Consider the following 15,995-nt stretch of genomic DNA (forward strand, 5'->3'; position numbering starts at 1 on the left):
TTCCGAACCCGGAAGCTAAGCCCCATCGCGCCGAGAGTACTGCGGGGCCAGCCCGTGGGAGGCCAGGGCGCCGCTGACCGGTGGACGGCACCGAGCCGTGCGCTTGGACTGGGAAGGGGGAGGCCTCGCGGCCTCCCCCTTTTTTGCGCTATATACAAGCTGTGTCTTGTGAACGGACTCTTCCTTTGACTCTCTTACTGTTTGGCTGTTTTTTGAACCGTCGCTTTGTATTTGCGCGATAATTACTCGCATTGACGTTAGGGAGGGCTTGATGTTTACCGTTTTCGTTTTGGGCAATATTGCTTCGGGTAAATCGACTGCCTGCCGCTTTCTGGAATCTCGCGGAGCCCTGCTTATCGATTTAGATGTTCTTGCCAAATCGCTGTACGTACCGGGGTCGGATATCGTCAATGCTCTTGCTGAAGAGTTTGGCTGGGATATTTTGGACGAGGATGGCGGTGTTCGACGTAACGTTCTCGCTTCTCGAGCTTTTGTTTCTCCCGATACGGTTGCAAGGCTCAATAGTATTGTTCACCCCGCTCTCATTGAGCAGCTTTCGCTGAGGATTCTCGATCCTGCTTGCTGTACGGTTTCGTCCCCCGGCTATCCCTTTGCGGCGGTCGAAGTATCTGCTCCGACTGGCTTTGAGGATGCCTTTGGCCTTGCGGATGAAATTATGGTTGTTATCGCTCCTTTAGCGGTCCGTCGCGAACGCGCTATTCACCGTGGTATGGAGCCATCCGATTTTGATGCTCGCTGTGCTTGCCAACCCGATGAGTCTTCGCTTTGCAGTCTCGCCACGACCGTGATTGATAACGCAGCGGGCGACAGCTCGCTCTTTGAACAACTGGACGCGTGGCTTGCTCGCCATGGCCTTATGGATGCTATGGATAAGGAGACGACAGATGCCTAAGACGCGTTTCTTTACGTGGTATCGCCTTGTGCCGCTGGTTGTCGTTTTCGTCTTTGGCCTTATCTCGCTCGTTTACTCGTGTGCTCCCGCCGCTTTCTTTAAACCGTTCTATCCGATTGACTATGAAGCGTGTGTAAAGCAGTCCAGTATTTCGCATAATCTCGATCCGTATCTGGTGTGTGCCGTCATCAAGTCGGAATCAAACTGGGATCCCGAGGCGGAATCAAATCAGGGCGCCCAAGGTCTCATGCAACTTATGCCCGAAACCGCTCAGGATATGATCGCTAAGGGCCTTGTCGACGGGGACGAGTATTCAGCCGATGACCTGAATGACCCCGCTTCGAATATCGAATTTGGGTGCGCGTACCTCTCATACCTGTTGACGTATTTCAATGGGTCGACGGATAGCGCTATTGCTGCTTACAATGCCGGAATGGGCAATGTCGATGGGTGGGCGCAGCAAAACACATCGCTCCATAACGCGATTGCCTTTCCCGAGACGCAAGCCTATTTGATTCGTGTCAATAATGCCTGGGTTCGCTATAAGACCCTCTATCCCGACCGGTTCGTATAGGACTATGCCTGCCGCCTGCGTATACTGCAGATGTATGAGTTAGGAGTATCCATGGCGGATTTTGAAGTTGAGCGTGTTGGCGGAGAGCTCAAACGTTTTGGCGTTGAGGGCTCTGAGGTACCGTTTGAGGTCGTGTCTCCCTATGAGCCTGCAGGTTCACAGCCTAAGGCCATTGAGTCGCTTGTGCAGGGTGTGAGGGACGGAGACCGCTATCAGGTTTTGCTTGGCGTGACCGGCTCGGGCAAGACCTTTACCATGGCCAAGACCATTGAAGCTCTCGGTAAGCCAACGCTGGTCATGGCCCCCAACAAAACCCTCGCCGCCCAGCTTGCGAGCGAGCTCAAAGAATTCTTTCCCAACAACGCCGTGGTCTACTTCGTCTCGTACTACGACTACTATCAGCCCGAGGCATATGTGCCGCAAAGCGATACGTATATCGAGAAGGATGCTTCGATTAACGAAGAAGTCGAGATGCTTCGACATCAGGCGACCGCCTCGTTGCTTTCTCGACGCGATGTGATCGTCGTTGCTTCGGTGTCCTGCATCTATGGCATCGGCTCTCCTGAGGACTATGCGGGGCTGGCACCGAATGTCGACAAGAAAGTACCGCTCGAGCGCGATGACTTTATCCATGCGCTCATCGACATTCAGTACGACCGGAACGACTATGACTTGGCGCGTGGCACCTTCCGCGTGCGTGGTGATGTTGTCGATGTGTATCCGCCCTATGCCGAGCATCCGTTGCGATTTGAGTTCTTTGGCGATGAGGTCGAGCTTATCGCCGAAATCGATGAGGTTACCGGTGAGATGCTTCGTGAGTATGAGGCTATTCCCGTGTGGCCGGCATCGCACTATGTGACCGAGAAGCCCAAGGTCAAGGCGGCCTTGAAGTCAATCAGTGAAGAGTGCGAGAAGCGCGTGGCGGAGCTCAAGGCTACCGACAAGTTGCTCGAGGCGCAACGTCTACAGCAACGGACCGATTATGACCTCGAGATGCTCGAGACGATGGGCTTTTGCAACGGCATCGAGAACTACTCGCGTCATCTGGACGGGCGTAAGCCGGGTGAACCGCCGTTTACCTTGATTGACTACTTCCCCAAGGACATGCTCTGCATCATAGACGAGAGCCACGTGACGGTGCCACAGATTCGCGGCATGCACGAAGGCGACCGATCGCGCAAAGTTACGCTTGTTGAACATGGTTTTCGCCTGCCCTCGGCGCTCGACAATCGTCCGCTTCGCTTCGATGAGTTTGAGGCGAGGATTCCTCAGTTCATCTACGTCTCGGCAACGCCAGGTGATTATGAGCTGCGTGTGAGTCAAAACGACGTGGAGCAGATTATTCGTCCGACCGGCCTGCTCGACCCCAAGATTGACGTGCGTCCCGTTCGCGGTCAGATTGACGATCTTGAGGACGAGATTCGCGAGCGCGTTGCCCGCAAGGAGCGCGTGCTGGTGACCACGTTGACCAAGCGCATGGCCGAGGACCTGACCGACCATCTACTTGATGCGGGCATTAAGGTCAATTACATGCACTCTGATACGGCGACAATGGACCGTGTCGAGATCCTGCGAACGCTGCGCGAGGGCAAGATCGATGTTCTCGTTGGCATCAACCTGCTTCGCGAGGGCTTGGATCTTCCCGAGGTCTCACTGGTGGCAATTCTCGATGCCGATAAGGAAGGCTTCTTGCGCAACCGCCGTTCGCTGATTCAGACGATTGGCCGTGCGGCCCGTAACGCCGATGGAGAAGTCATCATGTATGCAGACGTTGTGACCGATTCGATGAAAGCGGCCATCGAGGAGACGCAGCGCCGTCGCGAGATTCAGATGGCATATAACGAAGAACATGGCATTGTGCCCAAGACAGTGCGCAAGGCCATCAACGACATCTCAAGTTTTATTGCCGAGGCCGAAAAAACTGTGGGCTCCAAGGGACGCTCGAAGGGCGACTCTCTTGGCCATGGCGCATTCTATACGCCCGATGAGTCGGGCGAGGGCGGTGTGCCGGAAACGGCGGCGCCCGAGCAGACACTTGCGGAGCAGTTGGAAGAACTACCGCATGACGAGCTTGTGCGGATCGTCGAAACCATGGAAGAGGATATGCGTAACGCTTCTGCTGCCATGGACTTTGAGGAGGCGGCGCGCCTGCGTGATGCTGTCGTTCAGATTCGGGCGATGCTCGAGGGTGCGTCTGAGGACGAGACGATCGAGCGCTTACGTTCGCAGGCCCGCAAGGGTTCCACGTTCGCATCGGGTAGAAAACGCCAGGGTGCACGGTTTAAGAAATAGCGAACAAGCCCCGAGTTCCCTGTGGAGCTCGGGGCCTGTGTCTTTTGCGCGCTGGAATTCGTTCGCTAGAGGTCTGCGATCAGGGCTTCGGCACAACGGATACCGTCGGTGGCCGCGCTCATGATGCCTCCGGCATATCCAGCTCCCTCACCACAAGGGTAGAGGCCCGGGGTCGACACGGCATGGCACGTTCGGTCTCGGGTGACAGTGACCGGTGAGCTCGAACGAGTCTCCACGCCGGTAAGAACGGCATCGGGGCGGTCGTAGCCCCGTAGCTTTTTTCCGAGTAGGGGAAGTCCCAGGCGGAGCGACTCGACGATATGCTGCGGCAGGGCTTCGTCAATTGCCGTCCAGGTCACACCGAGCGGATAGGTGGGCTTTACCTTTCCGGGCGCCTTGCTGGCGCGTCCTGCGAGGAAATCTCCGATGAGTTGTGCCGGTGCGTTCCAGTTGGAACCGCCCAGGCGATAGGCGGCCGCCTCGCAGGCGCGCTGGAGCTCGATGCCGGCGAGCGGGTCATCGTCGGGAAGGTCCTCAGGCGTGACGTTAACGAGCAGGGCGGCATTTGCGTTACGGCCGTCGCGGGCATTGAGGCTGGCGCCGTTGACGCACAGGTGGCCCTGCTCGGAAGAGGCGGCGACAACCTGCCCGCCGGGGCACATGCAAAACGAGAACACGCTGCGGCCGTTGGGAAGATGGGCGACGAGTTTGTAGGGGGCTGCTCCGAGGGCAGGATGTCCCGCCGAGGCTCCATATTGGGCTCGGTCGATGTCGCGCTGCGGATGCTCGATGCGAACGCCCATGGCAAAGGTCTTTTGTGCGAGGGCCACGTTGTGGTCCTTAAGGAGTTCAAAAATATCGCGAGCAGAATGCCCGCAGGCGAGGATGAGGTGCTTTGTCTCAATTGGCTCGCAAGCGGCGTCTTGGGACGATTGGACATCAATACCGGTGATGGCGCCAGACGCGTCGATGCGAATGTCGACGAGTTTTGTTCGATAACGGACGACACCTCCGAGCTGCTCGATGCGCTGGGATATAGCGGTGACAACCGTGGGAAGGATGTCGGAGCCAATGTGCGGCTTGGCATCCCACAGAATATCGCGGGGCGCACCCGCCTCGACGAAGGTTTCGAGGATGAGGCGATGGGCGGGATTTTTGGTTCCCGTATTGAGCTTGCCGTCCGAGAAGGTCCCCGCGCCGCCCAGGCCAAACTGGATATTGCTCTCGGGGTCGAGGATACGCTCCTTTAGAAAGAGGTCGATCGCCTGCGAGCGGCGAAATGCCGGGTCGCCGCGCTCGATGAGCAAGGGCTTCAGACCTGCTTCGGCAAGGGTGAGTGCGGCGAAAAGGCCGGCGCATCCGGCACCGACGACGACGGGGCGCTCTTTGGGTGCGCCGGAAACGGGGGAGGGGAATGAAGGCTCATCGTCTTCTATCGCGCGTACGCGCGAGCGGTCACGCTCGGCAACGCTGTCGACCGCTTCTCGCTCGAGGTGGGGACTAGTCAGCTCAACACGAAAGCTCAGGATAAAATGGACGTATCGTTTTTTGCGAGCGTCGATTGACTTGCGGTGGAGCTCGATGGACTTGATTTCGGAGTCCTTGCAACGTAGGACGCGCTTGGCGACTCGCTTGCCAACAATGAGGCAGGCATTTTCATCGCCGGCTTCATCGAGCGACGCGTTGACTTGGGTGAGTTCGATCATCGAGGTCTCCTTAGAGGCAAGAAAGGGGCCGTCCGGTATCCCAGACGGCCCGAATGCGTTTTTGATTATAGACTGTGCGGCTACAGGCTGCTTGCAGCGCGAATGCCCGAGAGCCAGGCCCACGCAAGGTTAAAGCCTCCGCAATCGGCGTCGATGTCGAGCGCTTCGCCGCAGACGTAAAGCGGGGCGTCGACAACGCTGCGCGCGCGTAGACTGGGTGTTGAGATGCTCTCGACAGATACGCCACCCCGCGTGACCTGCGCCGAGCGCTCCTCGGCTGTTCCCTCGACGAGCAACTTAAAGTGCTTGAGGATCGAGACCAGGTGGATGACATCGTCGGAGCCTGGATGGCACTGCTCGAACGCTGTGCAGACGACGCGGGAGAGTTGCGGGGCAAGCATGCCGTCGAGCCAACGGGGATCGCGGCGCGAAAAGCCGCCGAGCAGCTTTTCGCGCCGGTTAAGCATATCGAGCAACTCGTCTTTAGAGAGGTCGGGGAAAACGTCGAGCAGGATCGTATCGCCGCGCTGGATACGACGGGAGAGGTTGAAGACAGCGACGCCCGAGATGCCGAAGGTTCGAAACAGCACTTCACCGTCTTCGTGCCAGAGCTCCCTATGGTTTCGGGTGAGCGTCAAGCGGGCGCGGACGCGCAGACCATCCAATGTCTTGAGTGCCGCCCGATCGCCAACGACCGTTGCCGATACGGGACAGAGGATGGGGCGCAACGAAGTGAGGGGGAGGCGAAACGTATCGGCGATACCGGTGGGGTTGCCACCCGTGGCGATAATTACGGCGCGCGCCTGCAGGGCCTCGTTCTCGCGAGGGACATCGGCGAGTGCCTTCCGAAGCGAGCGGAGCTCCGATTTTCGGTCGTCGTGCTTTTTTGCCTTGAGCGCCCGCGCTGGACAGTTTATTTGGAGTGCCCAGCCTTCGGAAGCTTTGCGCGCCGAGGCAACGTTGGCCCCGCAGATTAAGGTGATGCCTAGGCGGTCGCAAACGTTGAGAAGCGCGTCGCGCACCGATTCGGCGCGAAGCGAGCGCGGGTACAGCCGGCCTTCCTCGGAGGTTGTCATGATGCCCAGCGAGGAGAAGAAACCCATAAGCTCTTGTTCGGGCTGGGGGCCCATGACGGATTCGACGAATGCGGGGTGGTTATACCGCTGAGGATCAATCGATTCGTTGGAGAGGTTGCAGCGACCGTTTCCGGTCGCAAGCAACTTAAGGCCGCACGCGACATCGCGCTCAACGATGCAGACGCTTTTACCCGCGCGTGCGGCCGTAATGGCGGCGGCGAGGCCTGAAGCCCCGCCGCCGATTACCAGGACGTCATAGAAGGCGCTCGTGTTCACTTAGGCCTCGTCGGTCTCGTGCGGGGCAATGGCCTCGACGGCAGAGACGGCCTGGGGCAACATGCCGTCGGGCAACGCGGTCTCGACCTCGCCCTTATCGCAGGCCTCGGCGAGTGCCGGATTAATGGGAATCGTGCCCAAGATGTTGAGGTTATAGCGCTCTGCGACCTCGGGGAGCTTGCTCTTGCCAAAGACCTCGATCTTCTTGCCGCAGTCGGGGCACTCAATATAGCTCATGTTCTCGACAATGCCCAGAATGGGGACGTTCATCTTCTCGGCCATGTTAACCGCCTTGGCGACGATCATCGAGACCAGATCCTGCGGGCTCGTGACGATGACGATGCCGTCGACAGGCAGCGACTGGAAGACGGTGAGCGCGACGTCGCCTGTTCCCGGAGGCATGTCGACCAGCAGGTAGTCGATGGGGCCCCACGAGGTCTCGCTCCAGAACTGCCTAATGGCGCCTGCGATGACCGGACCGCGCCAAAGGACGGGGTCGGTCTCGTTTTGGAGCAGCAGGTTGGAGCTCATGACCTTGACGCCGTGCTCGGAGATTTCGGGCAGCATAAGGTTGCCAAGGGCATGGACGTGGCGTCCGCTCATACCGAACATCTTGGGGATAGAGGGACCGGTGATGTCGGCATCGAGGACGCCGACCTTGTGGCCGTGACGGGCAAGCTCGGTGGCGATGGCGCCGGTGACAAACGACTTGCCGACACCGCCCTTGCCGGAAAGCACGGCGATGACGCGTTTGACCTCGGACAGCGTGTTCTCCTCAAATTGCGACGGCGACGTTTGTCCGCCGGCGGCCTGTGCGTGCTCGCAACCCATGTATGACTCCTTTGTATATGTTGGGGCCGGGGCCCCGTGATGTGACACGAGCGTCATTGTACCCTCGTTTGCGAGCGGGAGTCATTTGTGATGCATTTGGGCCGAGCGTGCTTGCGATACGATGGGCCCAAGCGAATGAGCGGGCTTACTGAACTTTGCTGGCGAACTCGAGGTATTGGATGCGCTGCAGCTTGTCGATCGTCGAGGCGTATGGGCTGTCTTCAGATTCCAAGTCGTAGCGCAGCCCGTCGGCACCAAGATAGCCGGCGACATTGATGGTGGGCACATCTGACCTTGTTGCAAGCAGAGCCTTTTGATAGTCGGTGAGCGGGGCACCGATCTTATTAAGGGTAATGGCTGCAATCTCGTTTGCCCCGACGGTGTCGTAGACGTTGAGCTCGGTATTGCCGGCGATTTCATAGTTAGCCCAGACGAAATAGGTCGACTGATAGATACGGAAAGCGTGGCTTGCCGTATCTTCCTGAGGGTGCAGCTCGTCGTTGAGAGTCGTTGCGGCGCTCGGCTGATGGTCGCCAAAAAAGACAAGGACAACCGGTCTGCCGATATTGCGGAGCTCGTTGATAAAGTACTCGAGGTCCCGGTCGGATGCGTTGATGCAGGTAAGATAGGTATTGAGCGCGCTATTGGCGCCCTCGCTGGCTCCCTCGACCCAATAGTTTGTCAGCTCTTCGGCGGGAACGGTGCCATAGTCGTAGCCGCCGTGATTTTGCATCGTGACGTCAAAGATGAACTGCGGGGCTTCGTCGGTTCTAAGCAGGTCGAGTATCTTGTCGTAGGTGGCGTAGTCGCATACGCCGGCATGGTAACAGGGCGCACCTTCGAAATCGCCGATTGAAAGAAAGTCTCCAAAGCCCAGCTGCTGATAGATTTTATCTCGATGGTAGTTGACGGGGTTTTGCGGGTGCATAGCGGTAGCGGTATACCCAAGCTCCTTAAGGTCCTTTGCCAGGCTGTTGACGCCATTCATCTGATATAGCTGATAGGGGATTTTGCCTAATCCGACAAAGGCCGTTGTCGCTCCGGTCAAAAATTCGAATTCGGAGTTCGCCGTTCCGCCACCGGCGACCGAAGCGAGCATGGTGCCGCGAACAAGTGTGTCGGGAAGCGAGTTGTAGAATGCGGGGCCGGTGTACCCGGCCGCCTGGAGCTGCTCAAAGCACGAAAGGTCGCTAAAACTCTCGTTCATGACGGCAACAATCGTCGGCTTGATTTCATTGAACTGGGCAACGGCCGCCGCGCGCTGCTCGCTCGAGCCATACGTGCTGTCGTAGGTGGCGGCGAGCTCCTGCTCGATGCTCTGCGCCTCATCGGGCGTATAGTCTTCGGGCTTCTCAATGGGCAACTCGTTGACCATTTCGGTGAACGAAGTGATAAAACCCTGAGACGCATACGTGGTGATGGGCTGCCAACGGTCAAATCCAAAATTCAGCGCCTGCTCCAAGTCGATGCTGGAAAAGCCCGAGAGCCCCACAACGGTCACTAGCAGAAAAGCGCAGAGGTTAGCGGCGATTGCGGGGAAGACATGGGTGGGCGTACGGAGCTTTCTCGGTCGGATAAGCGAAAGAAGCCCCAGGGAAATCTCTAGCAGGGCTAGAGAGGTTACGATTCCGGCGGTAAAGGTAAACTCGTATCCCTCGCTCACTTCCATTGCGGTGCCAAGGGCCAAGATATCGCTTGGCAGGATGGCCTCGCCTTTAAACGTTATGACGAAGTGCTCGGCAATGCCAAGGATGCAACAGACGACGGGCACGAGGACCATGACGCTGTCCCAGCAAATAAAGGGAGAGCAGAACCGTCGCGAGCAGCCCGACGGAAAACCCGAATGAGTTGGCGGGAATGCGATAGAACGTTTCGTTGCAGGAAATTTCGAGTGAAACGAACGAGAGCGCTGAAACAGCGGCGATGACAAGGATGTCACGGCAAATACAGGCAACCGTTCCCGTCGCAAGATCGGTTTGGTCGATAAGTCCCGAAACCAAGGGCTCGACAAGAAGTATGACGGCGGCAGCACCGAGCGCCGAATAAGAAAGGACCCATAGGGAACTGTCCTCATTTACGAGCAATTGATTCGTAATCCATGCAGCTACCATGCCGAGCGGGATGAGGAGCGTCGCGCACCAAAAGACGCGGGCAATGGGCGGCTTTTCATTGTGTTTGATTGAAAAATACACGCGCACGACGACGGTGGGCACGATAAGGACGGCGATGAATATGGGCAGATTGGCCATGTCACTCGAAGTGATTTCAAGGGGGATATCTTCGGTCATGGACGTTCCTCTGTTACAGCAAATTAAGTTCAGTATTAGATTACTGTAACCTTTCCACGGCATTTCGAGAAACAAAGCGCCCGATACGCAAAGCTAAAGGTCTGGGAATCTTGTATTACGAACATCTGTGCGCGTCGAGTGCGCTAAACTCATCGGCAGTATGATTCGATGCAATAGGAGGCAAGGAGCTTCCATGTCTGATTCTTCTATCGTTATTCGCGGCGCTCGTGAGCACAACCTCCGTGATATCGATGTTTCCATTCCGCGTGACCAACTCGTGGTCATTACCGGTCTTTCTGGCTCGGGCAAGAGCTCGCTGGCATTTGACACTATCTATGCCGAGGGCCAGCGTCGATACGTCGAGAGCCTTTCGAGCTATGCGCGCCAGTTCTTGGGCCAGATGGACAAACCCGACTTGGATTCAATCGACGGCCTTTCGCCGGCGGTGTCGATCGACCAAAAGACGACGTCTAAAAACCCTCGCTCGACGGTTGGCACCGTAACCGAGATTTATGACTATCTGCGCCTGCTGTTCGCCCGTGTGGGCACCCCGCACTGTCCCGAATGCGGCCGCGTCATTGAGCGCCAGACGACCGACCAGGTTGCCGACAAGGTCTTGGCGGCGGGGGAGGGTCGCCGCGCGTTTGTGCTGGCGCCGGTGGTGCGCGGGCGAAAAGGCGAGTACACCAAACTGTTTGAGGACCTTCGCGCCGAGGGCTTTAGCCGCGTGCGTGTCGACGGTGAAGTGCGCTCGCTCGACGATCCAATCGATCTGGACAAGAAGTTCAAGCACGATATCGAGGTCGTGGTCGATCGCATCGTGATCCGTGAGAACTCTCTGGGCCGTATCGCCGAGTCTGTTGAGCAGGCGACCGCGCTGGCTCACGGCAATGTAAATGTGTACATGCTGCCCGATCGTGATGCTCCCGAGGGGACCGAGGGCGAGCTGCTGGAGTATTCGTTGGCCTTGGCGTGCCCGGAGCATGGACACTCCATTGACGATCTTCAGCCGCGTGATTTTTCGTTTAACGCTCCCTATGGCGCATGTCCTGAGTGCGACGGCCTGGGCTTTAAGAAAACCGTTGATGCCGAGGCGCTGATCGAGGACCCCTCGAAGTCCATTGCCGACGGAGTCTTTGGTAGCCTGTTTGGTAATTCGAACTACTACCCGCAGATTTTTGCTGCGGTCTGTAAACACTTTAAGGTAAGCGCCGATACGCCGTGGGAGGACTTGCCCCCTCGCGTGCGTCGTGCATTCTTGGATGGCCTGGGCGATACGAAGATCTCGGTTGACTACCAAAAGCTCGACGGACGTCGTAGCCAGTGGGATACCAAGTTTTCGGGCGTTCGCAACATCCTGTACGAACGCTATACCGAGACGACGAACGAGAACACCAAGGCGCGCTTGGAGAAGTACATTCGCGAGGAACCGTGCTCGAGCTGCCACGGCGCTCGTTTGCGCCCCGAGATGCTCGCCGTCACCGTGGGCGGCAAGTCCATTTACGAGGTTTGTTGCCTGTCGTGCCGTGAGTCGCTCGAGTTTTTTGAGGGCCTGGAGCTCACCGAGCGCCAACAGTTTATCGGCGGGCGTATCGTCAAGGAAATCCTGGAGCGCTTGCGTTTTCTGGTCGATGTTGGACTCGACTATCTGACGCTCGATCGTGCCTCGGCGACGCTTTCTGGTGGCGAGGCGCAGCGTATTCGCCTGGCAACGCAGATCGGCGCCGGCCTCATGGGTGTCCTGTACATTTTGGACGAGCCATCGATCGGTCTTCATCAGCGCGATAACGAGCGCCTGATTAAGACCCTTGAGCGCCTGCGCGATATCGGCAATACCGTCATCGTCGTCGAACACGACGAGGACACGATCCGTGCCGCCGACTACGTGATCGACATGGGGCCCGGCGCCGGCGTCAACGGCGGACACGTAGTCGCGGCGGGAACGCCTGCCGATATCATGGCGTGTCCTGAGTCGATGACGGGCGCTTATCTGACCGGCAAACGAATGATCCGGGTGCCTGATGAACGGCGCAAGCCCGGTCGCGGCTGCCTTAAAATTACGGGCGCTCGAGCTAACAACCTCAAAAACGTTACTGCCAAGATCGAGTTTGGTACGCTTACGGTTGTTACCGGCGTGTCGGGATCGGGCAAGAGCTCCCTGGTTACCGACACCATTGCGCCTGCCCTTACGAATGCTATTCACCGTTCGACGCGCCCTGTGGGTCCGTATAAGAAAATCGAGGGCATCGAGTGTATCGATAAGGTTATCGATATCGACCAGTCGCCGATTGGCCGCACGCCGCGTTCCAACCCCGCTACCTATATTGGCCTGTGGGATGATCTTCGCGCGCTGTTTGCGAGTACGCCGGAGTCGAAGGCGCGCGGCTACTCGCCGGGTCGTTTCTCCTTTAATGTGAGTGGCGGGCGCTGTGAGGCGTGCAAGGGCGAAGGACAGATCAAGATCGAGATGCACTTCCTTCCCGATATCTACGTTCCCTGCGAAGTTTGCGGCGGTAAACGCTACAACCGCGAGACACTCGAGGTCACCTACCGTGGCAAGACCATCTCGGACGTGCTCGACATGAGCGTCACCGAGGCGCTGGCCTTCTTTGGGAATATCCCGCAGATTAAGCGCAAGCTTCAGACTTTGTATGACGTTGGCTTGGGCTATGTGAGTTTGGGGCAGCCTGCCACGACGCTTTCGGGCGGCGAGGCGCAGCGTGTGAAACTCGCCAAGGAGCTTCATCGACGCCAGACGGGCAAGACGTTCTATATTTTGGACGAGCCGACGACCGGCCTTCATTTTGAGGACGTCCGCCAGCTGCTCGATGTGCTGCAGCGCTTGGTCGATGCGGGCAACACGGTGCTGGTGATTGAACACAACCTTGATGTCATCAAGGTTGCCGACCGCCTGATCGATATGGGTCCCGAGGGCGGCAATGGCGGCGGAACCGTCGTGGTCTCGGGTACGCCGGAGCAGGTCGCGGCATGTTCGCAGAGTTACACGGGCAAGTTCTTGGCACCGCTGCTCAAGCGCGACCGCGAGCGTCAGGCACAACTCGACGCCCAGTAAAGAGACGCCGTCGTACGAGAAGCGCCACCGATTCCTTTTGATTCGGTGGCGCTTCTGTGTGTCGAGATGACGTATGCGGCTAAATTGGACATATACTTAGGCGTTACATTCGAATGCGAGGGAAGGGACATGCCATGGCAAAGGCTGCAAAGACGCCGAAAACCAATGCGATGCGCGAGCTGGAAAACGCCGGCATCTCCTATATTCTCCATACGTATGAAGACGATGGCGATGAGTCGGTGGGTTTAGGCGTTGCAATTTTGGAACAACTTGGCGAGGAGCCTGGCCAGGGGTTTAAGACCTTGGTTTGCGTGACGCCGTCCAACGAACACGTTGTGTGCTGTATTCCCGTTGCCGACGAGCTTGACCTAAAGGCCGCCGCGCGCGCCGCTGGTGAAAAGTCGCTGACCATGATGCATGTCAAGGACTTGCTTGCCGCGACGGGGTATGTCCGGGGCGGCTGCAGTCCAGTCGGCATGAAAAAACGCTTTCGGACGCTGATCGATGAGACATGCGTCCTTTGGGATACCATTTTTATCTCAGGCGGTAAGCGTGGCTATCAACTTGAGCTTGCCCCCGACGACTTAGTTGCATTTTGCGGGGCGACGGTTGCCCCGATCACGAGAGAGGACTGAGCGATGCCGCAGGAAGAATCGAAGCGCGGAGCTCACTTTGCAAAGGGTTCGGCTTCTCAGACGCCCGCGCCTGAGGCTTCTTCGGTCGATGACCAGATTCGAAACGCTTGGTCCGTTGCTGCAGATCCAGGGGAGACGGCTGTGTATTTGCGTGCCGCCGGTGCCGGTACGGTGCCTCCCCGTACGATTCTCTCTTCGGCTCGCCCCGATGAGACGGCGGTGTTTTTGGCCGCAGCTCAATCCTGTGCCGGACGGATGCCTGCCGCTGGGGCGTCTCGTGCGCCGCGTCCCGATGAGACGGCGGTGTTTTTGATGGCGGCTCAGGGAAAGGGCGCACTGCAGGGTGTCCCAGCCGATCGTCCCGCGAGGCCTGCAACCGACGGTGATGGCGAGCAGTTGCTTTTGGATGACGAGTGGTCACCGCTCGGCTCGACCGATCCGGTCGAGGGCGTTGCTGTCGACGACGATGATTGGGATCTATTGTCGTTTTCTGGTCGAACCGCTGCCGCCAGGGAAGTTGACACGGTGTTTGGTAATAATGCCGTAGCTAACGATGACGCTTCGTTTGACAGCGATGTCACGCCTGTTGACGGAGCTTTTTCTGCCGATGATGCCGTTTTGGTCGACGACCCCTTCGCGATAATCGATGACCCTGATATCGAGGTTGATTCTCGACAACACACTGAAGTCAGCCCCCAATCACAGGACGACGTAGATGATATGGGCTCGTCGGACTACTCTACGGTTGGCCGTTCTGCCGGCCTCATGACTGCACTGACCATCGTGTCGCGCGTCACCGGGTTTATCCGTACTTGGGCTATGGCTGCCGCCATCGGCATGTCGCTGCTCTCGTCTTCCTATCAGGTCGCCAACAACCTGCCCAATATGCTCTATGAGCTCGTGATGGGCGGTATGTTGGTTACCGCCTTTTTGCCGGTGTACATGGGCGTGCGTCGTGAGCAGGGTCGCGACGCCTCAAACGAATACGTAGGTAATCTGCTCGGCATCCTGCTTTTGCTGCTGGGCGGCATTTCGGTGTTGGGCACCGTGTTTGCTCCGGGCTTTATCTGGACGCAGTCGTTCCTTTCGGGCGATGGCGGAAGCATGGATACCGCTGCATTCATGTTCCGTTTCTTTGCCATTCAGATTTTGTTCTACGGCTTGGGCTCGGTGTTCTCGGGCGTTCTTAACGCGCATCGTGATTACTTTTGGTCGACGTTCGCCCCGGTACTCAACAATGTGATTGTCATTGCGAGTTTTATGGGCTTCGCTCCCGTATCTGCCTGCTTTGGTGAGCAGACGGGCGTCGTTTTGATTTCGCTCGGCACGACGCTTGGCGTTTTTGTCCAGATGGCGTGCCAGATTCCCGCACTCGGTAAGCATGGTGTCCGGCCTCATATTCATATCGACTTCAAGGATCCTGCACTGCGACAGACGCTCGCGCTCGGCGTCCCGACGTTGCTCGCTACGGTATGCATGTTCGTGTCGACTTCCATTACCAACGCAGCCGCGCTGGTGGTGCAGCCCGAGACCGGTCCTTCTGTAATTGCCTATGCGCGCCTTTGGTACACACTGCCTTATGCCTTGATAGCCGCCTCGCTCTCGACGGCGCTTTATACCGAGCTTTCGCACGATGCCCAGGAAAAGGATTATGACAGCGTGCGCGCTGGTATCTCGCGCGGCGTGGCCCAGATGCTCTTCTTCCTGATTCCTTTCGCGCTATATCTCATTGTGTTTGCCCGTCCGCTCAACATGATTTATTGCGCCGGCAAGTTCGACGAGTCGGGTGTGGCGCTTGTGTCCGAGTTTCTGGTTTATCTGGCGCTCTCCCTGCCGCTCTACGGCGTGGTCGTGTTGATGCAGAAGAGCTTCTCGGCGCTGCTCGACATGAAGCCCTATAGCCGCTATTGCCTATACTCTGCCATCGGCCAGGCTGGTTCGGTTCTGCTGTTTGGTGTGGTGCTGGGCTATGGCATGCCTGCGATTGCGATTTCGTATGTTGTCGACTATGTGATTCTGGTCGGCTGTTCGCTGTGGTGGCTGCGTCGTCGTCTGCAGGGTCTTCAGGTTAAATCTATTCTGCACGGCTGCTTCTATGGCCTTTTGCTCGGCGGCCTGGGTGCCGCAGCGGGTGCCGGCGTTTTGTGGGCGCTCGAGAGTTTTGTCGGAGCGCTTGGCGGATCGATTCTTATTACCTTGGGCTATGTTTGCATCGCGGGCATGGTTTCACTTGCCGTGACTTTTGGCCTTGCCGTCCTTCTAAAGATGCCTGAGGTCTCCGCGCTTCTTCGCCGCAGGTAGGCAGTCGTGGCAGGTCATGACAACATTCCA

Annotated in this window: 11 protein-coding genes and 1 rRNA gene; 7 read left to right on the forward strand and 5 right to left on the reverse strand. The window is 57.8% G+C overall.

Going from position 1 to position 15,995, the window contains the following annotated elements; all coding sequences use genetic code 11:
- The 4 genes from rrf to uvrB form a co-directional block, all read left to right on the forward strand.
- Positions 1-79 (forward strand): 5S ribosomal RNA (gene rrf, locus ACTNBB_RS06025); the annotation flags it as partial.
- A gap of 192 nt (positions 80-271) precedes the next feature.
- A complete protein-coding gene (coaE, locus tag ACTNBB_RS06030; protein WP_441057254.1) occupies positions 272-913 on the forward strand; it encodes a dephospho-CoA kinase in 642 nt (213 codons plus the stop codon).
- Positions 906-1,487: a lytic transglycosylase domain-containing protein gene (locus tag ACTNBB_RS06035; protein WP_441057256.1), complete on the forward strand. Its 582-nt coding sequence runs from the start codon at positions 906-908 to the stop codon at positions 1,485-1,487. Before coaE ends, ACTNBB_RS06035 begins: the two co-directional genes overlap by 8 nt.
- A 51-nt stretch (positions 1,488-1,538) precedes the next feature.
- Positions 1,539-3,779, forward strand: a complete 2,241-nt coding sequence (gene uvrB / locus ACTNBB_RS06040; protein ID WP_441057258.1) for an excinuclease ABC subunit UvrB — start codon at positions 1,539-1,541, stop codon at positions 3,777-3,779.
- Between the two features lie 65 nt (positions 3,780-3,844).
- On the opposite strand, the gene ACTNBB_RS06045 is transcribed toward uvrB, so the two are convergent.
- The 5 genes from ACTNBB_RS06045 to ACTNBB_RS06065 form a co-directional block, all read right to left on the reverse strand.
- Positions 3,845-5,485, reverse strand: a complete 1,641-nt coding sequence (locus tag ACTNBB_RS06045) for an NAD(P)/FAD-dependent oxidoreductase (RefSeq protein ID WP_441057260.1) — start codon at positions 5,483-5,485, stop codon at positions 3,845-3,847.
- 80 nt (positions 5,486-5,565) lie between these two features.
- A complete protein-coding gene (locus ACTNBB_RS06050; protein ID WP_441057262.1) occupies positions 5,566-6,837 on the reverse strand; it encodes an NAD(P)/FAD-dependent oxidoreductase in 1,272 nt (423 codons plus the stop codon).
- Positions 6,838-7,668, reverse strand: coding sequence for an Mrp/NBP35 family ATP-binding protein (locus tag ACTNBB_RS06055; protein WP_441057264.1), 831 nt, complete (start codon positions 7,666-7,668; stop codon positions 6,838-6,840).
- A 145-nt stretch (positions 7,669-7,813) separates the two neighbouring features.
- Positions 7,814-9,448 carry an LTA synthase family protein gene (locus ACTNBB_RS06060; protein ID WP_441057266.1) on the reverse strand — a complete coding sequence of 545 codons (1,635 nt, stop codon included), beginning with the start codon at positions 9,446-9,448 and terminating at the stop codon, positions 7,814-7,816.
- Complete coding sequence (locus tag ACTNBB_RS06065) at positions 9,384-9,956, reverse strand: hypothetical protein (protein ID WP_441057268.1); 573 nt, start codon at positions 9,954-9,956, stop codon at positions 9,384-9,386. The genes ACTNBB_RS06060 and ACTNBB_RS06065 overlap by 65 nt, the downstream gene beginning before the upstream one ends.
- 193 nt (positions 9,957-10,149) lie before the next feature.
- Between ACTNBB_RS06065 and uvrA the strand changes: the two genes are divergently transcribed.
- The 3 genes from uvrA (at position 10,150) to murJ (ending at position 15,965) form a co-directional block, all read left to right on the forward strand.
- Positions 10,150-13,029 carry an excinuclease ABC subunit UvrA gene (gene uvrA, locus ACTNBB_RS06070; RefSeq protein ID WP_441057270.1) on the forward strand — a complete coding sequence of 960 codons (2,880 nt, stop codon included), beginning with the start codon at positions 10,150-10,152 and terminating at the stop codon, positions 13,027-13,029.
- Positions 13,030-13,163: 134 nt separating this feature from the next.
- Entirely contained in the window at positions 13,164-13,664 is a 501-nt protein-coding gene (ybaK, locus tag ACTNBB_RS06075; protein WP_427718664.1) for a Cys-tRNA(Pro) deacylase, read from the forward strand.
- A gap of 3 nt (positions 13,665-13,667) precedes the next feature.
- Positions 13,668-15,965 carry a murein biosynthesis integral membrane protein MurJ gene (gene murJ / locus ACTNBB_RS06080; protein WP_441057272.1) on the forward strand — a complete coding sequence of 766 codons (2,298 nt, stop codon included), beginning with the start codon at positions 13,668-13,670 and terminating at the stop codon, positions 15,963-15,965.
- Positions 15,966-15,995: the final 30 nt, after the last annotated feature.

The organism is Collinsella sp. HCP28S3_B9 (assembly GCF_052066095.1).
In the GTDB taxonomy this organism is placed as follows: domain Bacteria; phylum Actinomycetota; class Coriobacteriia; order Coriobacteriales; family Coriobacteriaceae; genus Collinsella.